General features: G+C 69.7%; 19 protein-coding genes and 2 pseudogenes. 12 read left to right on the forward strand and 9 right to left on the reverse strand.

What is annotated here, in order from left to right; all coding sequences use genetic code 11:
• Positions 1-5: 5 nt before the first annotated feature.
• Together ACZ60X_RS37085 and ACZ60X_RS37090 are read right to left on the reverse strand one after the other, a co-directional pair.
• Positions 6-302: a transposase gene (locus ACZ60X_RS37085; RefSeq protein ID WP_469608434.1), complete on the reverse strand. Its 297-nt coding sequence runs from the start codon at positions 300-302 to the stop codon at positions 6-8.
• 538 nt (positions 303-840) lie between these two features.
• The gene (locus ACZ60X_RS37090; protein WP_469608437.1) at positions 841-1,656 is read right to left on the reverse strand and encodes an SGNH/GDSL hydrolase family protein; all 816 of its coding nucleotides are present in this window, start codon (positions 1,654-1,656) and stop codon (positions 841-843) included.
• Between the two features lie 459 nt (positions 1,657-2,115).
• Here ACZ60X_RS37090 and ACZ60X_RS37095 point away from each other — a divergent pair, with 459 nt between their 5' ends.
• Positions 2,116-2,421 carry a DUF3759 domain-containing protein gene (locus tag ACZ60X_RS37095; protein WP_469608439.1) on the forward strand — a complete coding sequence of 102 codons (306 nt, stop codon included), beginning with the start codon at positions 2,116-2,118 and terminating at the stop codon, positions 2,419-2,421.
• Between the two features lie 735 nt (positions 2,422-3,156).
• Positions 3,157-3,645 carry a hypothetical protein gene (locus ACZ60X_RS37100; RefSeq protein ID WP_469608442.1) on the forward strand — a complete coding sequence of 163 codons (489 nt, stop codon included), beginning with the start codon at positions 3,157-3,159 and terminating at the stop codon, positions 3,643-3,645.
• 357 nt (positions 3,646-4,002) lie between these two features.
• On the opposite strand, the gene ACZ60X_RS37105 is transcribed toward ACZ60X_RS37100, so the two are convergent.
• On the reverse strand, positions 4,003-4,194 hold the full coding sequence (locus tag ACZ60X_RS37105) for a hypothetical protein (protein ID WP_469608444.1): 192 nt from the start codon (positions 4,192-4,194) through the stop codon (positions 4,003-4,005).
• A 124-nt stretch (positions 4,195-4,318) separates the two neighbouring features.
• Between ACZ60X_RS37105 and ACZ60X_RS37110 the strand changes: the two genes are divergently transcribed.
• From ACZ60X_RS37110 to ACZ60X_RS37125, 4 genes are all read left to right on the forward strand, one after another.
• Positions 4,319-5,836: a transferase gene (locus ACZ60X_RS37110; RefSeq protein WP_469608447.1), complete on the forward strand. Its 1,518-nt coding sequence runs from the start codon at positions 4,319-4,321 to the stop codon at positions 5,834-5,836.
• A gap of 136 nt (positions 5,837-5,972) precedes the next feature.
• The gene (locus ACZ60X_RS37115) at positions 5,973-6,665 is read left to right on the forward strand and encodes a DUF4328 domain-containing protein (protein ID WP_469608450.1); all 693 of its coding nucleotides are present in this window, start codon (positions 5,973-5,975) and stop codon (positions 6,663-6,665) included.
• Between the two features lie 119 nt (positions 6,666-6,784).
• Positions 6,785-7,297, forward strand: coding sequence for a RipA family octameric membrane protein (locus tag ACZ60X_RS37120; RefSeq protein ID WP_469608452.1), 513 nt, complete (start codon positions 6,785-6,787; stop codon positions 7,295-7,297).
• Positions 7,298-7,388: 91 nt separating this feature from the next.
• Positions 7,389-7,880: a hypothetical protein gene (locus ACZ60X_RS37125; RefSeq protein WP_469608456.1), complete on the forward strand. Its 492-nt coding sequence runs from the start codon at positions 7,389-7,391 to the stop codon at positions 7,878-7,880.
• Between the two features lie 261 nt (positions 7,881-8,141).
• Here the strand turns inward: ACZ60X_RS37125 and ACZ60X_RS37130 are convergent, their stop codons facing one another.
• Complete coding sequence (locus ACZ60X_RS37130; RefSeq protein WP_469608459.1) at positions 8,142-9,092, reverse strand: CPBP family intramembrane glutamic endopeptidase; 951 nt, start codon at positions 9,090-9,092, stop codon at positions 8,142-8,144.
• An 83-nt stretch (positions 9,093-9,175) separates the two neighbouring features.
• Between ACZ60X_RS37130 and ACZ60X_RS37135 the strand changes: the two genes are divergently transcribed.
• Together ACZ60X_RS37135 and ACZ60X_RS37140 are read left to right on the forward strand one after the other, a co-directional pair.
• Positions 9,176-10,405, forward strand: coding sequence for a sensor histidine kinase (locus ACZ60X_RS37135; RefSeq protein ID WP_469608462.1), 1,230 nt, complete (start codon positions 9,176-9,178; stop codon positions 10,403-10,405).
• Positions 10,393-11,043 (forward strand): LuxR C-terminal-related transcriptional regulator, encoded by a 651-nt coding sequence (locus ACZ60X_RS37140; protein WP_469608465.1) that lies wholly within the window; start codon positions 10,393-10,395, stop codon positions 11,041-11,043. The genes ACZ60X_RS37135 and ACZ60X_RS37140 overlap by 13 nt, the downstream gene beginning before the upstream one ends.
• 478 nt (positions 11,044-11,521) lie before the next feature.
• Here the strand turns inward: ACZ60X_RS37140 and ACZ60X_RS37145 are convergent, their stop codons facing one another.
• The 3 genes from ACZ60X_RS37145 to ACZ60X_RS37155 form a co-directional block, all read right to left on the reverse strand.
• The gene (locus ACZ60X_RS37145; protein ID WP_469608468.1) at positions 11,522-12,232 is read right to left on the reverse strand and encodes a hypothetical protein; all 711 of its coding nucleotides are present in this window, start codon (positions 12,230-12,232) and stop codon (positions 11,522-11,524) included.
• A 147-nt stretch (positions 12,233-12,379) separates the two neighbouring features.
• The gene (locus tag ACZ60X_RS37150) at positions 12,380-12,964 is read right to left on the reverse strand and encodes a cysteine hydrolase family protein (RefSeq protein WP_469608471.1); all 585 of its coding nucleotides are present in this window, start codon (positions 12,962-12,964) and stop codon (positions 12,380-12,382) included.
• 105 nt (positions 12,965-13,069) lie between these two features.
• Positions 13,070-14,314, reverse strand: coding sequence for an MFS transporter (locus ACZ60X_RS37155; protein ID WP_469608473.1), 1,245 nt, complete (start codon positions 14,312-14,314; stop codon positions 13,070-13,072).
• A gap of 140 nt (positions 14,315-14,454) precedes the next feature.
• On the opposite strand from ACZ60X_RS37155, the gene ACZ60X_RS37160 reads away from it, so the two are divergent.
• Complete coding sequence (locus tag ACZ60X_RS37160; RefSeq protein WP_469608476.1) at positions 14,455-15,390, forward strand: LysR family transcriptional regulator; 936 nt, start codon at positions 14,455-14,457, stop codon at positions 15,388-15,390.
• A 41-nt stretch (positions 15,391-15,431) separates the two neighbouring features.
• Here the strand turns inward: ACZ60X_RS37160 and ACZ60X_RS37165 are convergent.
• A pseudogene (locus ACZ60X_RS37165) lies at positions 15,432-15,838 on the reverse strand (site-specific integrase); the annotation flags it as partial.
• Here ACZ60X_RS37165 and ACZ60X_RS37170 point away from each other — a divergent pair.
• A complete protein-coding gene (locus ACZ60X_RS37170) occupies positions 15,810-16,118 on the forward strand; it encodes a hypothetical protein (protein ID WP_469608600.1) in 309 nt (102 codons plus the stop codon). The pseudogene ACZ60X_RS37165 and the gene ACZ60X_RS37170 sit on opposite strands and share 29 nt — an antisense overlap.
• On the opposite strand, the pseudogene ACZ60X_RS37175 reads toward ACZ60X_RS37170, so the two are convergent.
• Positions 16,035-16,349 (reverse strand): annotated as a pseudogene (locus ACZ60X_RS37175) (transposase); the annotation flags it as partial. The gene ACZ60X_RS37170 and the pseudogene ACZ60X_RS37175 overlap by 84 nt on opposite strands.
• Before the next feature lie 322 nt (positions 16,350-16,671).
• Between ACZ60X_RS37175 and ACZ60X_RS37180 the strand changes: the two are divergent.
• Both ACZ60X_RS37180 and ACZ60X_RS37185 read left to right on the forward strand, forming a co-directional pair.
• On the forward strand, positions 16,672-17,514 hold the full coding sequence (locus tag ACZ60X_RS37180; RefSeq protein WP_469608478.1) for a 2,3,4,5-tetrahydropyridine-2,6-dicarboxylate N-succinyltransferase: 843 nt from the start codon (positions 16,672-16,674) through the stop codon (positions 17,512-17,514).
• A 72-nt stretch (positions 17,515-17,586) separates the two neighbouring features.
• Entirely contained in the window at positions 17,587-18,783 is a 1,197-nt protein-coding gene (locus tag ACZ60X_RS37185; protein WP_469608481.1) for an acyl-CoA dehydrogenase family protein, read from the forward strand.
• Positions 18,784-18,791: the final 8 nt, after the last annotated feature.

An 18,791-nucleotide genomic window follows, 5' to 3' on the forward strand; every position in this document is an offset into this window, starting at 1 on the left:
GAACCTCACGTGCGGTTTCCGCTGGTCCGGCATGAGATAGCGGCTGGCACGGAAGTCTCGGTCCGTTGCTGGCCGAAATCCGGTGTCCACTCTCGAGGTTCAGCCTCAAAGAAGGCATACACCCGCGGCCAGGGCGGAAAGTCGGACGGCATCGCCCGCCACTTGATGCCGTTGTCGACGAGGTAGCGCACCGCGTCGATCATCTGCCGGTGGCAGTAGCCCTCCGGCCTGCCGCCGCGGCCCGCCATCCAGCCCGGAACCGGCAGCAGGTCCCGTACCAGTGCCCACTCGGTATCGCTCATGTCCGAGCCATACCGGGGTCGGCGACCTGCTCGGCCGGCCGCGTTACCGAACCGATGAGCGAGACAGTCACACCCACGAGTGGACGAACTGGACCCGGCAACCGCGACCACGCGGCACTTCGACAACAGGGCCTCTTGCTTCTCGCTGGACTCGACAACCGCGAGCTACCAAGAGGCCCTTCTTCCATGCACGCGGACCGGCCAACTCACCCGAACCAGGACGCTGTTCGAGCGCCACCGACCACGCGAGCGGATAGAGAACAGCCAGTGAGGCCCAGGCCAAGCCGCCGCCAACTGACCGGCGCCCCCGGGGCTCATGTGGCCATGACGTGCCCGGTGTCAGCCGCGCCAGCGGTTCGCCAGGCGTAGGTGCTGCCCGACCTGCACTAGGGGTGGAGATGGCGCAGATCAGGCCGCAGAGACACGGTGCACGCGCGGTCTCGCTTGCTCAACGGGTACTGCTGGGCCAAGCACACCGGGAGCGGCAATCCGACGACCCGCCTTCAGGGCGGGCGGCGTGGCGGAACGGCCTGCGTGTTCAGCCGATGGCTTCGCTCACCGGGGGAAGGTATCCGTGGCGCTGTCCGGTGGCGGTCGGGTGGTAGGACTCCCAGTCGTTCTTGATGCGCAGGATCCACTCGTTGGCGAGGCCGCCGGGGTTGCACACCTCGTGTCCGTGGAACGCCCCGCGCACGTCGGCGAAGTGGAACCCTGCCGCGTGCGCTTCGCGTTCGATCACCGCGTCGGCGTCGTCGGCCATCTTGTTCATGCGCTCCCGCCGCGGCTTGGTGGCGGCCAGGCAGACGGTGGTGGCGTCGAACAGGTGTGGGTAGTCCGCCACGACCACGCGGGCGTGGGGGGCGTGGGTCCTGATGTCCCGGTAGGTGTCGGCGAGGCGCTGGGGCAGTGCGTGGTGGATGACCGACTCGGAGTGGTCGAGTGCCGTGTCGCACTTCTCGGCGTTGACGGGCTGGAGGATGCAGCCGAGGATCACGCCCTCGAAGTCGGCGTCGTTGCCGCCGATGCTGATCGTGACGAGCGTGGTGTCGCGGTCGAGCGCGGCCACCTGCTCTGCGCGCACGTCGGCGGTGACGGCTCCGCCGCACGCCGCGTAGTGGAACGACTCGGGGCCGTGTTCGCGTGCCCACAGTGCGGGATAGGAGTTGGGGCTGCGGCGGCAGTAGTTGGACATGTCGTTGTCGCCGGCACCGGAACCGGAGGAGAACGAGTCGCCGAGCGCGACGTAGTGGACGGATGAACGGGGCGCGGCGGCGGACGGCGCGATGGCGGCGGTGGAGGTGAGAGCGGTGGCCGCGATGATCGCGGCCAGAGTGGCGAGGGGCTTGTGACGCAACGGGTGCTCCCTTGGCATTGCCACGACACGCGAACACGTATCGTGTTTGATCCGGTACGGATAGTAAGAGGCGTGGTTGGACGTCTTATAGGGCGTATTCGCCCGGCGCACGGAGTACGTGCTACCGCCGCTGGGCTTTCACGCGCCCCTGAAGCAAGCGGTGCTCGCACGATGTGCAGCACTGCCGGGCAAGTCGGAGTGGTGCACACGGTTCGGAGCGCAGAGACCGCCGGGGCGATGGCGGCGCATCCGCGGGTCTCCCGCCCCGCGGATGCGGCTCTTGAGCAGGTCGGGTCGGGGAAGTGCCGGGTGGCGGCAGAACCGACTCGACTGCGTATCGCCCTGCAGGCCACCCGTTCGGGGGGCGCTGCCGGGCGCGGGGGCGCCGGGCCGGGTTTGTCTGGGGTGGTAACCGGCCGGCGCGCAAGAGCCCGGTCTGGCCCTATGCGAGGAGAAACCGTGTCCCAGAGCATCGCGCAGTACAAGGACGCGCACACCGTGATCTACGGCGGCTCCCTTCTGGACCGTCTCGTCACCGAGGAGCAGGCAGGCCACGCGGCCGCCTGGGAAGCCACCCAGAAACTGAAGCAGTCCGGACAGCCGACCGACACCCAGAGCCTGCCCCACACTCTGGAGGCGCTGGCCCGCCAGCAGGCCGACCGGCTCCTGGCCGACCTCGGCCTGGACCACCTGGACGAGGAGCAGGTCAAGCGCCACGCGGCGGCCGCAGCGGCACGTATCGCCCCCGAGTTCGCCACTGCCTGACCGCGGCGGCCCGCGCGCCGTCGGGTGCCGACGGCGCACGCACCGGCACCCGTCCCCTTCGCCCCCTTCGGCACTGTCTCGGCCGAAGGGGGCGTCGTCGACCAGGGCAAGGCCCTCTCGCGTCCAGGGCCGGAGGAGCCACCGGTCAGCTCAGCCAAGCAGGGTTGACGGCTGCCGTGTCCTTGGCCTGCCCGTCCGCGTTGAGCAGACGAGACGACGCGTGCACCGCGTGTCTGCGGCCTTGATCTGCATCTCCTGCGTCCTCGGCGCAGATCCGGCCGCACCTTCATCACCTGGCGAACCGGCCGATGAAGGCGGCCCCGGGAGGTCATGGCTGTGAATCCCGGGGCCGCAGGCCAACCGCGTAGATCCCCCACTCGCCGTTCGCTGTACGCCACCTCCGCAGGGCAAGCCGATCACTGTTGCCGTCAGCACTCCATGACCTGCGGGCCGGGACTTCCCCACAGCGGGAGCTCCCAGGAAGCCCTGGCACCCTCACTGTCCGTGGCGTCATTGAGCCGATTCAGTGACAAAAGGTAAGGGAATCGTAAGCGAGGAGGGGAGGGGGAAACGTTGTCCAGCCTGCGGATTCTCCCAAAGCGATAGAAGTTTGAACGGCTCGCGGGTCCGCTTCGATATGCCGGTCAGCCGCACTCGGGCCAGCCTGGATTCGCGACCGCCCGAGTGGCCGGTTCGCTCCCAGGGGGACTTTCGACGACAAGCGGGAGAACCACAATGAGCTCCACCCGAAGCCACCGTGCCCGTGCGCTCGCCGCCGGCGCCCTGTCCGCCGCCATGCTGTCGACCGGTACGGCAGGAGCCGTCGCCGCGACCGGGACACCGACCCCGACCGGAACGCCGACCGTGACCGGGACGCCGACGCCCAAGCCCTCCATAACGCGCACCGGCATCCCGAGCATGAAGCCGTCGCGGACACCGACCGCCATGGGCTCGATCACCGTCTCGGCCAACCGCAAGGCCGTCAAGGTGGGCAACACCGTGGTGTTCACCGGCCGGGTCAAGGGCATCAAGGCCGGCTCCACGCTGGTGCTCCAGCATCTGCACAACGGCAGGTGGACCACGCTGAGGACCACCGCGGCCGTCAACAAGAACGGCACCTACACGATCAAGCGGACGTTCACCAAGAAGGGCACCGAGCAGGTGCGGGTGGCGACCAAGTCCGGCACGTTCCAATCCTCGCCGGTCACCGTTCAGGTCAGCTGACGGCGCGCTGACACAGGTCGAGAGCTGGCGGCGGCTGCTCCCGGCCGGGCAGCGGGGCCGGACAGGCGCCATCTTGTCCAGCCCCGCTGTCGCGTCAGCCGAAGTCGAGTGTGTCCTGATGCGGTGCAGGAGCGGGGACGGTTGGCGGCGGCGCCCCGCCCCGCCCTGCTGCTGCGTTGCGCCTCCCACTCCGCTGCTTCGCGTCGGCCTGGCGCCGGAGCGCCCGCTCGTACCGGACCGCACCCCAGCCGGTCGCCGGGTCGGCGTCTTCCAGAGCCTCATGCAACGTCTGCATCGCGGGGCTTGGCACATTACGGCAGTGATGCACGTAGAACTGGGCAGCGGACGCAGCTGTGTTCATGCTGACAACCGGTGCCGTAGGCGCGACCGCAGTCGCTCCTCCAGGCCGGTGATGGCTCCGCTCAGGAACTCCAGGGCGATGCCGGCCTTGCGCAGGTCCTCGACGGTGACGAGGAGGTCGGTGCCGCTTGAGAACCAGGAGGCCGGACAAACCGGACGCCGCCCGAGGAGGAGGCGGCTGCTTCTCATGTGGCCATTTATGAGAATCACGCACTGTCCCAGAAGTTGGCGCTGACAGTCCGTGGGGCGAGGTGGTAGTACGGGACGCGGTCCGCGCCGGATGGCGGTGCCGGCGAGACGGGGGTGGGCCGAGGTGTCCTCGCGCTTACGGGCGTTGGCCCGGCTGATCACGGCGGTTGCGATCCTTACGGCCTATGTCGCGCTGCACCTGGCGATCAGCGCGGGCCTGGATTTGCGGGCCTGCGACCGCTTCCGCGACGCCCCGGCACGGGCCGCCGCGTTCACCGCCGCGCTGGACCGGTATGCCGCCGGGGACGTGTCCGCCCGCGCCGAGATCCGTGCGGGCGACACGTGGTTCAAGGAGAACGCCCCGTCTGGAGCGAGCCGCTCCGCGGTCTCCTCCGCCACTGGTGACGTTGAGAAGGGCCGGGTCTCCCCCGCCCGCGAGCGGGTCGCTGGGTTGGCGTCGGATGTCGAACGGGACCGGGCGCGGCTCGACCGAGAACTCGGCTCGTCACGCGCGACCGCGCTGTACTGGACAGTGCCCGCCGCGCTGCTGCTCGGGCCGGCGCTGCGGCTGCGGCGGCGGCGCCGCTCGGGCGCCGCGGAGATCATCAGTGTGGTCAGCCGGTTCGCCCCGCGTCAGCCGTGGTGGCGGCGTCCGGTGTTCCTGCTGGCCAGTGGCGCCGGCTACGTGCTGTTCGCGGGGGGCGTCTTCGCCATCAGCACGGCACAGCGGCAGGGCTACAAGATGCCACCGATGGTGTTCATGCTGTTGCTGGTCGGTGGCCTGGCCGCGCTGGGGGCCGGGGTCCTGGTCCTGCGCTGCACCCGTCCGCGCTCGGCGCGGGGCGCGGCCCAGGCCCTGCTGGCCGACGGCCGCCAACCCGTGCTCTACCTACGTAGCTTCGCCGACGACGACACCGCGGCCCAGGTCGACGACTCGATGGCGTACGCCGGCATCCACTCGCGGGAGGAACAGCTCGCGGGAGCCTTGGGCACTGTCGGCCCCGTGATCACGGTGGGCAGACCCGGAGAGCCGCTGCCTCAGCTCGGGGCGGCGCGGTTCTACCTGCCGCTCGACAACTGGCAGCCCGCGGTGCTGCGGCTGATGGAACTGTCCCAACTCATCGTGCTGCGCCTGGGCCTGGGCGAAGGACTGTGGTGGGAGCTCCAGCACGCTCGTGCCACCCAGCCAGCGCGGAAGCTTGTCCTGCTGGCGCCGAGCGGGCTGCCGGAAGTGGCCGAACGGTTGGACGAGCACCTGCCGTCCCCGTCTCAGCTGAACAAAATGGCCGGGAGCGATCCCTGGACCGCCGCCGTCATCACCTTCGCTCCCGACTGGACGCCCCATGTGCACCCGGTGGGGCCTGTGCCCAGTGCCAAGACCTCGCGAGGCTCGCTCGTGCGCCGCGGCTTCCGCGCCATGAAGGCCACCCTGGGGCCGACGAACTTCGCCTCGCCCGCGTACCACCTGGCTCGCGCCATGAAAGCCGCCCTGGCGTCCGCGGGGCTCCGTAGACGGACGATGGCCTGGAGGGCCAACCTCGCCGTGCAGACATCGTTGGGGAAAGGCTCAGCTCTGGTCACGACCCTGGCCTTGCTGGCCTATCTGGGATTCCGGGCGCTGGAGCTGTTCGCTCCTCGGTAGCGTCAATCTTTGAAGACAGTCCCGCATGACGTTCGTCGAAACAGGGGACACAACAGGGCAGCGCCCAGTGGCACGGCGCCCCAAGCAGTGCGCAGAAGCAGTGCGAATCGGATCGAACGATCTTCGGGGGAGGATCATGGACGGTTCACAGCAGGACACGCCGACGAGCGCAGGTCCGGCCAGTGGGGAGCAGCGCAGGGTGGTGACCGGTGCGGCCACTGCCGTGACGGTATTGATCACGTTGGCGCTTGTGCGTGAGGTGGTGGTTTCGGCTTACAACTGGCACCTTTATTTCGTCGCCCATGACTACCTGGCCGGGAGAGCGACTGCCGCGGACCTTGAAGCCGCCGACACCGATGCCCTCGCGAAGCTGGTGTCTTGGCCGTCGTTCCTGGTATGGATCGCGGCCGGCGTGGCGTTCGTCGTGTGGCTGTGGCGAGCCCGGATCAACGCCGAGCTGATGAGCGGTGCCGCCGCGTTCCGCCGGTCCCGGGGCTGGGCGGTGGGCGGCTGGATCGCTCCCGTGGTCAACCTGTGGGTCCCGTACCAGGTCGTATCGGACGTCTGGCGGGCAAGTGCCCCCCGGCGGTCCGTCCCCGTCACCCTGATCAAGGCCTGGTGGGCACTGTTCATCGTCGCCAACGCCGTCGTCAGGCCGATCCAATGGCGCATGTCCTCGAAGCTCGACAGCGAGCAGAACGTGCTGTCCAACGCGGACGTGTCCACCCTGCTTACGGCGCTCTACGCGGTGGCCGGCCTGCTCCTCGTCCTCATCGTCAGGCGCGTCACCGCGTGGCAGACCCAAAAGCATGCCCAGAACGCGGCGTAAGGGAGCGGGGCGTGCACCGCTGTGAACGCGGCGGCGCGGGCGCCTCATGGCCGTTGCCTGCCGGTCGCGGCCCTGGCCTGTACGAGCGCACGGTGACGAACTACGGGGGAAGTACCAACATGGCCGGCATCAGTGACTCGTTGTGGAACGAGGACATCGACGCGGAGAACTTCCGCGACCCGGCCGCGACGTATCACGCCGCGGTCTTCGAGCAGTACAAGCTGTGCGTGGAGATGGCCGACCGGGTCAGCGCCCGGCGCAACCTCGCCAACACCTTCTTCCTGACCCTCCACAGCACTCTCCTCGTCTTCCTCAGCACCTGGCTGCCCCAGGAGCACCACCGCGGGACTCCGGTCCCACTCGCGCTCGCGGCCCTGCTGGTCCTGCTGGGCATGTGTGCCACCTGGTGGATCACCGTCCGTTCCTACCAGCAGTTGAACAAAGGCAAGTTCGAAGTGATCGGAGCGTTCGAGGAGCGCTTGCCGGCCCGCGCCTTCGTGGCCGCCGAATGGCGCGCCCTCGGCGAGGGGCGTGACTGGCGCGTCTATCTCCCGCTCAACCGTGTCGAACGCTGGATCCCCCTCCTCTTCGCTGTGGCCTACCTTCTCGGCTTCGCCGCCGTCGCGCTGTGACGGCGGCGGCACCCGCTACCGCCGACTCTCCCCGGCACCGGAGCGGGTTAGGGTGAAGGGCAGATCGCCTCGGCCGGAAGCGGGTTGTCACATGGTCACCATCGCCGTCACCGGTCACATGGACCTGGCCGACGAGGCAGTCGGTCGGATCCGCACAGACCTCCGTGAGCTACTGGCCGACCTGCGCGACAACGCACTGGTGGGGCGCTCGTGCTTGGCCCGCGGTGCCGACACGCTCTTCGCCGAGGAAGTCCTCTCGCTCGGAGGCCAACTGTCGGCGATCATCCCGTCCCGGGACTACCGGGAAGCGGTGGTCCGTCCCGCAGACCGCGCCGCGTTCGACGCTCTGCGCGACGCCGCCGCGGAAGTGGTGGTCCTGCCGTACGAGCACGCGGGCCACGCCGCCTACGAAGCGGCCAATCGCCGACTTCTCCAGGGGGCGGACCGCCTTGTCGCCGTTTGGGACGGCAGCGCCCCCACAGGCCGTGGCGGCGGGACGGCGGACACCGTGGCTGCGGCCCGCCTGGCCGGGCTGGCCGTCGACGTCGTGTGGCCTCCTGGTGCGTTCAGGTCCGGCACCTGACACCTGTGTCCGGTGCCGGGCCGCCGGCAGTACGGCACGGCGCTGGTCACCGCTGGCTGACATCCTGTCTGGTTCGAGCGCGGCGGTGAGCGGCGCGGAGAGCCTTCGGTCGCTCCTCCTGGCCGTCGTCGTCATCGTCCAACTCGACCGCGTCCGGGGACCTGGTCACAGGCACCTCGCTGGCGGCCTACCCAACGCACGTACGGTCTGAAGTGGCGGGGGCTGGAAACGGAGCGGAAGCCACCGCGGCAGTCCCGGACCCTACTGAGACGCTGTCTTCTTGGCGTACTTGATCGCTGCGCCGCTGCCGGGCCTACGGTGCCCGGCGCCTCGTCGGGAGGTCAGCCAGATGCCCAGCACGGCGAGGGCGCTCGTCGGCCAGGTCGAGATGCTCAGCGGCCCGGCGAGCAGCGGGTCGATGAGGTGGGCCGAGATGTCGCGGGTCAGCGGCAGCGCGAACTCGTTGAGTGACAGGTGCGCCGCGACGGCCGCCCACACCGACCCGGTGGACAACCGGACGGTGGCGATCACCGTTCCGAGCAGCATGGCGGTCACCACGGCGATGGGTATGCTCAGCAGCACTGGATGGCCGGGGTAGCTTCCGCCGAGCGCGGTCATCGGGACGTGCCATGCCCCCCAGATCGCGCCGCCGATCAGTAGGCCGCGGGTCCTGCCGTGGCGTAGCAACCGGGGCAGCAGGTAGCCTTGCCAGCCGAGTTCCTCGCCGAAGTACAGCGGAATGGACACCAGCGCGCTCAGCACGAGCGGCGTGATCGTGGCGGGCCCGGGCAGGTGCGCGGGGGTGTACCAGCCGGCCAGCGTGGCCACGGCCAGGCCGGCGGCGGTGAGCCCGAGCGGGATCGTGAGGGCGATCGCGACGGAGTGGACTTCGTGCCGCCACGGTGTGGCTCTGGTGAGTCCGAGGAGCCGCACGGCCTCGCGCGGCCCTTGGCGGCGCGCGGTGAGAGCAAAGGCGGTCAGCGCCGGCACCAGCATCATGAGGATCATGCACAGCGCCGCGAGCCGCGGCGTCCCCTGCGCGGCGCTCGTGCGACGCAGGCCGTCGAGCCAGAGTGGGATCATGGTGATCCACGCGCCGACAAAGCTGATCGCCAGGAAGGGGACGAGACCGGGGCGCGAGCTGCCCCAGGCATTCGTTCGTTTCATGGCCGTGACGCTACGAACCGCGGGGTGAGCGAGGCGATCGCGCACGCTCGCCGACCAATGGTGTAGCGCACACCACTGCGCCGGGAGGCCGAGGAGGGGAAGACTGGCCCGTCGTGAATGAGTTATCGATGGCGCGAGTAAGCGCGGCGCGTTCGGCCCGTGCCGCCGGGTACTGCGCGGTCACGTTCGTCCGCGGATTGACCCTGGTCGTGCTGGTGCCCGTGCTGATGTACTCGGCCGTGCTCTGCCTGGTCGGCGTGGGTCTGCTCGTCCTGCCGCTCGAGCTCCGGCTGCTGCGCTGGCTGGCCGACGGCGAGCGCGAACGGCTGGGACGTTGGGCGGCGACATCCACAACACCGGCCGGACCGCACGCACGAAGGCGCCTGATGGCGGTGCTGGCGGACCCGGCGACCGGCCGCGACCTGCGCTGGGCGCCCAGCACGATGGTCGTGGGCACCGTGCTCGGGCTCATGGGCGCGGTGCTGTTCCTGTTCCCGGCGGCCGTGCTCGTACTCGTATGCCTGTGGTGGCTGTTCCCCGCGGACGAGCCGGTCAGGCTGATGCTGAACGTTCCGATCGACGGCTGGGGATCCGCGATCTACGTCGGAGTGCCTCAGTTCCTGCTGAGCGTCCTGCTTGCCCTGTTCGGCCCGCCCCTGCTGGCCAAGCTGGAGGCGTCCGTGAGCCGATGGTTGCTCGCCCCCTCGGCCGCCACGATCCTTGCCGAGCGAGTGTCGACGCTGGACCGGACGCGCACCGGGGCGATCAATGCGCACGGCAGCGAACTACGCCGCATCGAGCGAGACCTGCACGACGGCACCCAGGCGCGGTTGGTGTCCCTTGCCATGCAGCTCGGGCTCGCCGAGCGGACGCTCGGCTCCGACCCCGCGGCGGTGGGCCCGCTGCTGGCCCGGGCGCGGGAGGGCGCCGAGGAGGCGATGGCCGAGCTGCGTGACGTGCTGCGCTCCGTCTACCCGCCGATCCTCGCCGACCGGGGCCTCGCAGGCGCGGTCTCGGCGGTCGTCGCCCGCTGCCCGATACCCGCCACCGTGGAACTCGGCGAACTTGGCGACTTACCGGCGCAGGCCGAGGTCGCCGTGTACTTCGCCATCACCGAGGCGCTCACCAACGCGGCCAAGCACAGCCACGCCGCTTCTGTGGCGGTCACCCTGGCCAGGGTCGGCGGCATGGTCCGCGCGGAGATCATCGACGATGGCCGAGGCGGGGCAGCCGAAGGCCGCGGCACCGGATTGCGCGGCATGCGGCAACGCGTCGAGGCAGTCGACGGCGCGCTGGGGGTGCAGAGCCCGCCCGGCGGCCCCACAGTGATCACCGTGGAGTGCCCGTGCGAATCCTGATCGCCGAGGACAACGCACTGCTCGCGCAGGGACTTTCCGCGATGCTGGAGGCCCTGGGGAACGAGGTGCTCGCCACGACCCAGGACGCCGAGTCCTTCGTGATGGCCGCTGTTGACCACCGGCCGGACGTGGCCGTGGTGGACGTCCGTCTTCCCCCGTCCTTCACCGACGAAGGCATCAGGGCCGCGCTGCGCGCCAGAAAACGCGTCCCCGGTCTCCCGATCCTCGTGCTCTCCCAATACGTCGAGGACACCTACGCCCGAGAGCTACTCGCCGAGGGCACCGGCGTCGGCTACCTGCTCAAGGACCGAGTCGCCCGCGTCGACGACTTCCTTGAGGCGCTGCACCGGGTGGCGGCCGGCGGCACGGCACTGGACCCTGAGGTGGTCCGGCAGCTGCTCGCTACGCGCGGCAGTCCTCTGGCGCGGCTCACCGAACGCGAACGCGAAGTACTCGCGATGATGGCCCAGGGATACAGCAACTCCGAGATCGCCGATCGCCTCGTGGTCACCGAGCGAGCCGTGCACAAGCACGTCGGGAACATTTTCGTGAAGCTCGACCTCCCTCCCGAGGACAGCGGCCACCGACGCGTCCTCGCAGTTCTCACCTACCTCGGCGCCCCCCAGCGCGAATCCTGACGTCCGGCATGAGCGGTCGTGCAGGTACGGATGAACACGCCGATCCGGGCCGGACCGTGCGAGCGCGGTCCGGGCGGCGTCCACCGCCAGGTCCGCGGCGTCGCGGCCGGTGGCCACCGAGATCGACGCATAGTCGTGCGCCTGGTGGAACGCCGGATCGTAACGGCCGTCCGCCACCGCGGCTTCCACCGGTTCCCTGGTTCCCAGCGCCATGGCACACGAGTCGACGTACAGGTCGTCCCAGCACGCGACCTGTCTCCAGTCCCGAGAAGGCCATTGGCGGGGAAGCACGTCGACTGTATGGACGGCCTGTTCGGGCGGTCAACGTTGCACCGGGGCGCGGATGCCGTCACGCCGGGCGGCAGGTACGGGCGCGGATCTCCTCGTCACCCTAGAGGGCCGGAGCGACGACCAGGGCCGTGATGACGCCGAGGAGGCCGCCCGGTGAGCGTGATGACCACTGCCCTGCGCGATTCGCTCAAGGCGCTGCGGCTGTCCGGGATGCTCGAATCACGCTAGGTGTGCGTGTCATCACAGTCCAGTGACGTAAGCCACCAGTCGCGGCGTCAATTCTCCCTGAACCAGGACGCGTTGTCCTCCCCTCCTGCAGCGTCGGGTCCACTCCCGGGCGCGCGGCCAGCGAGCGCAGCGGCGTGGAGCGGCGCCGCTCCGTCTCCAGCATCTCCCGCACCGTGGCCGCGGCGAGCGCCTGAAACTCGATCCACTCCGGTTGATCTACCTCGACGTCCAGCAGTGTGGCCAGCGCCCCCTCGCTGTCCCCGGTCTGGTACTGGGCCTGCGCAACGTCGACGCGATGGGCGGCGGAATGCACCGGGCGGGAGATCTGCACGAGGTTCACGTCGCCCGCGAACTCCAGCACCTCATCGGGGCGCGGCTCGTTGCCCGCGAGCGCGATATTCACCTTCTGCGTGCGGACGTCGACGACGCTGAACGCCGTCCCGTAGGCGCGCACGGGCCCGCTGCGGACGGCGGCGGCCTCGGCCGCCGTGAGGAACGCTGTGGCATCGTCGTGGGCGTCCCGCCTGGCCGCAGGGGCGGCGGCCACGAGGAGATTCCCGTACACCGCCAGCTGCGCCGGGGTCGCCTTCATGAACGACGGCTCCAACTGCTCGGCCTTGCGCACAGCGATGTCCTGCGCCTGCTCCCACCGGCCCTGCCGCAGCAGCACCCACGGCGTCACTCCCGGCCCCGAGGCCCTGGAGCTGTCCGCCGGTGAAGCTCCGGGCTGCTGCTGGGTCGGCACTGGAGGTCTGAGCGGCCGCCACACACCGGGTGGGTGCGGCGGCCGCGGGGTGGGATCGGCTCCTGGGTTGAGTCAGTCAGCCCGGAGCAGGGTGTGCAGCTCGGTGGTGTCGATCATGTGGGCGCGTGAGGGAAAGACATGGTGGAGCAGGACGTTGTGGACTTCGGTGTCTGGGTCGGCCACGCCGTCGGACAGGACGTAGAGCTGGTAGTCGCGGTCGGCCGCGTCGATGACGGTGGACAGGACGGCGCCGCTTGTGCTGACGCCGGAGACGACCAGAGTGGTGATGCCGCGCTCGCGTAGCTGCTGGTCGAGGTCGGTGGTAGACATGCCGCCGTAGCGGATCTTGCGCACGACGATGTCGCCGTCCTGGGGAGCCAGGCGCTCGTGGATGGCGGTGGCAGGGTCCTCATGGTGCATGACGCGGTGGTGGGCCAGCGGGGCGAAGGACTTGTTGGAGGCCGGGATCGCGTCCCAGTCGGCATCGGTGAAGCCGACGCGTACGTAGACGATGGTGCCGCCAGTTGCGCGAACGTCGGCGATGGCCCCTTCCACACGACCGAGCAGGGCGTTTTGGTCCTCGCCTTCGGGCACAAAGGCCAGGATCGCGGGCTGGTAGTCCATGACGAGAAGAGCGGTGTGGGTGGGGTCAAGCACGGGGGCAGTGTGCACGCGAGTTCTCCTTGAACGGTGGTGTGCCAGGTCGACGCGGACACGCACCGGCGGACCGGCTGCGGCCTGCGGGCGGCAAGTTGTGGTGCCTCATGAGTGGCTGCGGGACAGTTCCGGCTTGTGCTGCGACGTCTGGTCCTGTCGGGGAAGCAGGAGCGGTGTGGTCAAGATGAGCAGTCCCGCGACGGTGAGAGCGGTACGTGGGCTGGTGACGTCGGCGAGCAGCCCGGCGAGTGCGGTGAGGACGGCGATGGAGGCCTGCTGGCCGATCGACCAGGCGGACAGGGTGCGGGCGACGAGATGCTTGGGTGTGTGTTCGAGCCGGTAGGTGGCGAGCACGGGGCTGTACAGGCTCATGTTGATGATGATGGCCAGCTCGACGGCCATCACAGTGACGAGACCGACGACGCCGGGACGGACAAAGGCCAGGCCGATCAGCCAGATGGCGCGCAGGGTGCCGACGGTCCGGAAGACCGCGTGCTGGCCGTAGCGGACCACGACACGGCGGGCCAGCCGGGAGCCGATGAGTCCGCCGACACAGGGCACGGCGAAGGCGAGGCCGTACTGCCAGGGCGGGAACTTGAGCTGGCGAAGCAGGAGCACGGCCAGCAGCGGCTCGGTGGCCATGATCAGACCGCCGACGAGCATGTTGTTGAGGTAGAGCGCCCGCAAACCGGGGTGCCCCATGAGGTGTCGCCAGCCGTCGAGCAGTGCGCCCGCCCGGACCGGGCCCTTGCCGGTCGTTCGCGCTGCTTCTTCCTGGCCGCGGATCGCGGTGATGCCCAACGCGGAGAGCAGGTAGCTGAGCGCGTCGGCCACCACGGTCGTGACCGGTCCGAACAGGCCGATCGCCGCCCCGCCCAGCGGTGGTCCCACCGCGATGGAGCTCCAGTTCGTGGACTCGAACCGTGCGTTGGCGACGAGCAGGTCATCCGGTCGGACGAGGGCCTTGAGGTAGGCGCCGCTGGCCGCGTTGAAGGCGATCTTGGCTGCGGCGACCACGGCCGAGACCACGAGCAGCTGGACGAAACTGAGCCATCCGAAGGCGTAGGCGACGGGGATCGTCGCCATGGCCGCGAACCGGGCCAGGTCCATCATGATCATGACCGGGCGCTTGCGCCGGAACTCCACCCACGGCGCGAGCGGCGCCGCGATCAGCGCACCCACCGCAGGCCCCACCGCGGACAGCGCAGACACCTCAGCGGGTCCGGCATGCAGCGCCAGCACAGCGATCAGCGGCAGCGCCCCGAACCCCAGACCGGACCCATATGCGCTCACCGCATATGACGCCCACAGCCAGCCGAACTGCCGGCCCAACCGTCTCCTGCCCACCATGCTCAGCGCACTCCCCTTGAGGTCCCACCCGAACAAACTGACGTTGACCGATGAGAGATAAGCGGGCAGGACAACAGCAGGTCAAACAACTGACCCGCCAGCACTCCACAACAATCAGTTGTTCACTAAGGTGGGTCGGCGTGGATCTCGAAGCAGTACGCACCTTCGTCGCCGTCGCGGAAGCGGGCCAGTTCCAGAAAGCCGCCGCCGACCTTTCGATCACCCAGCAGGCCGTCTCCAAACGCATCGCCACGCTGGAGCGCACCCTCGGCGTGCGGTTGTTCACCCGTGCCGCACGCGGCGCTGAGCTCACCATCGACGGGCAGGCGTTCCTGCCCCACGCACGCGAGCTGCTGCGCGTCGCCGAGCGCGCGGGCGCCTCCGTGCGCCCCGGCCGCCGTCCGCTGCGCGTCGACGTGCTCGCCTCGCGCAGCGCGCAGTCTGGCCTGATGCGCGGCTTCCACCGGGCACACCCCGAAATCGACCTAGACGTGATGATGCTGTTCGACATCGAGACGGCCGTCACTGCCATTCGCTCCGGTGCGATCGACGCGTCCTTCCGCGCCGTCGCCGCGCCCGGCCGACCCCTTCCCGAGGACATCGCCTCCGTCCGGGTGCTCGACGAGCCGCTCCAACTCCTCACCGGCCCCGCCCACGCACTGGCAGGCGCCCAGTCGGTGACCCTCGCCCAACTCGTCGGACACCGGATCTGGATGCCCGGCATCGCCCCCGGCACCGAGTGGGCCGCCTACTACGACGACCTCGTCGCCGAGTTCGGCCTCACCATCGAGGCCACCGGCCCCAACTTCGGCTCCGACGCCCTCCTCGACACCATCGCCGACACACCGGCCCTTGCCACCTTCATCGGCGAGCCCACCCGCCTCATCTGGCCCGCCGACCACGGCCTGCGCCGCATCCCGGTGACCGACCCGACGCCCGTCTACCCGCACTCGCTCCTGTGGCACCGCGACAACCCCCACCCAGCGCTGGCCACCCTCCGCACCCACCTCGCCGCCACGACGGCCGGCCACGACGCCGCCGGGACCTGGGCACCGGGCTGGGTGATTCCGCGCTGAACGCCCCGCCCCTGCGCGCCAGCCCTGCCCGGCGCAGGCGGTCAACGGCGGGCGTCGCCGGGGGCGAGCAGGCTGGTCAGCTCGGAGATCGCCTCGGGGGAGGGCTTGAAGTAGCGGCGGACGTTCTCCGGCTTCTTGTGCCGGGACTTCGCCATCGGCATCAACAGCGAGGCCCCCTGCGCGCCGAGGTGGGTCAGGGCGGAATGGCGGTACTCGTGCAGGTCCCAGCCCGTACCCGGCCCGCGCAGGGCGGTGTGCTCGTCCAGCAGGGCACGGGCCTGCCCGTACGACAGCCTGGCCAGCCCGGTGTCCGGGCATACGTCTCGGGGGCTGACGACCTTGCCTGGCCCCGGGCGGCGGTGGGTGACGAACACCGGCCCGCGGGTGCGGCCCTTGAGCAGCCGGGCAGCAGCCGGGCGGTGCCGGCGTCCCAGTACACGGTCTCCAGCCCGGATCCCTCCTGGGTCGGCTCCTCCAGCCCGCTGCTGACCGACATCACCAACGCACGCAGCGAGTTCGACGCGCAGTCCACGCCCACCACCAGCTTCCAGACCGCCGACATCACCGTCACCGCCACCGGGATCGGCTTCTTCGACTTCGACCACGGCCAGGCCGGCGGGGCACCCAACGCCACGAACTGCACGCCAGATGGCGTCCCGCGGTCTGTTCTGCCAGGCGTCGAGCTCGTCCGTGACGGCGTCGGTGACCTTGCTGATCAGGTCCGATGAGACCTGGACGCCGTACAGGCCGGCCAGGTGCGAGCGGATGTCGCGCACCGACATGCCGCGTGCATACAACGACAGGACCTGCTCGTTGAACCCTGCGAGCCGCCTGGCGTGCTGGGGGACCAGTTGCGGTTCGAAGGACCCGTCACGGTCCCTGGGAACGGCCGGCGTGACCGCCCCGGCATCGGTCAGCACCGTCTTCAGCGATGTCCCGTTGCGGCTGTTGCCCGAGCCGCGGCACCAGTGCCCGATAAGGCTACTCGCACTCGGCGCGCTGCAGGTTTCCGGGGCCGACCCGCCATAAGGCCACCTTTGAAGGCCACCTCAAGCCACTTTTATTAACGAATCAAATACTCAAGGATGATTTGATCTACGAATCGAAGGCATGGCAGCCTGTGTCTGCCGGAATGATGCCCACCCGGTACCTGGTGTACCGCTGCCCGTGCCGGCACTCCACGCGGCTTCGCACTGTCAGATACAGCGCGCCAAGCGGCCGGCAACCGGGTCTCCGGTGGCCGGCAGAGGGTCTTTCCAACAGACAAGGGAGTGTGGTCCAGTGCGGAACCAGGACGGCCATGTGGTCTCCTTGCGGAGCGAGATCGCCGAGCTCTGGCAGCGCCGGGACGAAGCAACGCTGCACTCGGCGGAGGCCGTTGCCTCGGTCGATGCTGCGATCGGCCTGCTGGACCGGGGGCACGTGCGGGTCGCCGAGCTTGTGAACGGCGACGTCGTCGTGCACGAGTGGTTGAAGCATGCGATTCTGCTGCTCTACAAGCAGGCGAAGCCCGGCGTCACGCGATTCGGCCCGTTCGAGTGTGCCGACAAGATCCCCCTGAAGTCCGGGATGGAGACCTCCGACGTACAGGTCTCGCCCGGTGCCGTCATCCGCCGGGGCAGTTACCAGGAGCCGGGCGTCGTGGTGATGCCGAGCCACATCGGGATCGGGTCCTATGTCGGCGCGGGCACACTGGTCGATTCCTGGGTGGGGATCGGCTCCTGTGCGCAGGTGGGCAGGAATGTGCACCTGTCGGGCGGGGTCGGTCTCGGCGGCATGATCGAACCGCCCATGGCCAAGCCGGTGGTGATCGAGGACGACGCGTTCATCGGCGCCCGCTCGATGATCTACAGCGGCGCCCGGGTCGGAGAGGGTGCGCTGCTGGGCGCCGGTACGTTGCTGACCGACACCATCCCGGTGATCGACGCCGCCACCGGCGAGGAGCTGAGCCGGGGTGAGGTTCCGCCGTGGACGGTGGCCGTTCCGGCCAGCCGGCCGCGCGAGTTCGACGGCGGCACCTTCGGCCTGCCGTGCCTGCTGGTGATCAAGCACCTGAAGAAGGGCGAGCGCCATGACAAGGCCAAGCTCAACGACGCGGTGCGCACCCAGCCCCTGACGCTCTGACGCGCCCGGCAAGCTCCGCCCTGCGCCGCTACAAGGCGATCAACCCCCCACACTCTGCAGGAGTTCCCACCCGTGCGTGCCACCGGCATCACCCCGGTCCTCAACCGTCATCCCGAGCTCGCGGAGCTGACGTCGCGGATCACGGCTTTCCTCGACACCCATCTGCCCGCACCGGTGTGCGAGGGGGAGCAGCGGCCGGACTGGCTCGCGCTGCGCAGCCGGGCGGCACGGGCAGGGCTCACCGGCTTCGACGTCGAACGGCAGGGACTGGGACGAGTGGCCCAGGGGATGGCCATGTTCCTCGCCGGACAGCGCGACTGCGACGCACGCGAGGTCTTCAGCAGCGGGCATGCCGCCATGGCGCTGCGCTACGGTACGCCGGAACTCGTCCGGTCCACACAGCAACGTGCCATCGCCCAGGGTGAGTTGGCCGGAGTGGCGTCCAGCGAGCCCCAGTCGGGGTCGGATCTGTGTGGCTTCAGGACCGTTCTGGTCGACCATGGCGACCACCTTGTGCTGTCGGGCACGAAGGGGCTGATCAGCCGGGTCGAGGAGGCGTACGGATTCGTCGTCTTCGGCAAGCTCGTCGACCGTGCCGAGACCGCCACGGTCGACCTGCGCGAGGTGCCGCTGTCCGCAGTCTGGGTACCCATGGACGCCAAGGGCGTCCTGACCGAGACCACCGACCCGCTGGGCATGCGGGGTTGGAGCTTCGGGCACCTGCACTTCGTCGACGTCCGCCTGGACAAGTCCCTGCTTCTCGGCGTACCCGGAGACGGCCGGCGGATCTTCGACGCGCACTTCTCCGCCTGGCGGCTGATGATGTCCCTCGTCTGCCTTGGCGCTGCCTCGGCGGCGATCCAGGAGTCCGCCGACCGCACCCGCAGCCGCACAGTGGGCCGTACCCCGCTGGCCGCCATCCCCGCCGTCGCCGCACGGCTGGGCACGGCCGCGGCCGAGGTCCAGGCCGCCACCGCCTGGTGCTTCGCGCTGCTGGAACGAATAGACCAGGGCGAGATCGACACGGCCGCCTGCTCGGCCGCCAAGGCGCTGGCCACCGACGCCGCCTACCACGCCGTGGACCTGGCCCTGCAGTTGCACGGCAGTGAGGGCTACACCCGGTACACCCCGATGGAGAAGCGACTGCGGGACATCCGTGGACTGCGGATCGCCGACGGTCCGAACGACACGCTCTACAGCGTCCTCGCGCATTCCCTGGTGACCGGCGGTCAGCAGACCGAGAACCACCGCCTGTCCGCCCGCCACTGACCGAGAAA

This window comes from Streptomyces sp. NPDC104106, from assembly GCF_055584345.1.

Bases quoted from the DNA above. Each gene is read 5' to 3' on its own strand.
- ACZ60X_RS37155 (WP_469608473.1), bottom strand. From the start codon at position 14,314: ATGGTGGGCAGGAGACGGTTGGGCCGGCAGTTCGGCTGGCTGTGGGCG.
- ACZ60X_RS37085 (WP_469608434.1), bottom strand. From the start codon at position 302: ATGAGCGATACCGAGTGGGCACTGGTACGGGACCTGCTGCCGGTTCCG.
- ACZ60X_RS37100 (WP_469608442.1), top strand. From the start codon at position 3,157: ATGAGCTCCACCCGAAGCCACCGTGCCCGTGCGCTCGCCGCCGGCGCC.
- ACZ60X_RS37120 (WP_469608452.1), top strand. From the start codon at position 6,785: ATGGCCGGCATCAGTGACTCGTTGTGGAACGAGGACATCGACGCGGAG.
- ACZ60X_RS37115 (WP_469608450.1), top strand. From the start codon at position 5,973: ATGGACGGTTCACAGCAGGACACGCCGACGAGCGCAGGTCCGGCCAGT.
- ACZ60X_RS37135 (WP_469608462.1), top strand. From the start codon at position 9,176: ATGGCGCGAGTAAGCGCGGCGCGTTCGGCCCGTGCCGCCGGGTACTGC.
- ACZ60X_RS37105 (WP_469608444.1), bottom strand. From the start codon at position 4,194: ATGAGAAGCAGCCGCCTCCTCCTCGGGCGGCGTCCGGTTTGTCCGGCC.
- ACZ60X_RS37125 (WP_469608456.1), top strand. From the start codon at position 7,389: ATGGTCACCATCGCCGTCACCGGTCACATGGACCTGGCCGACGAGGCA.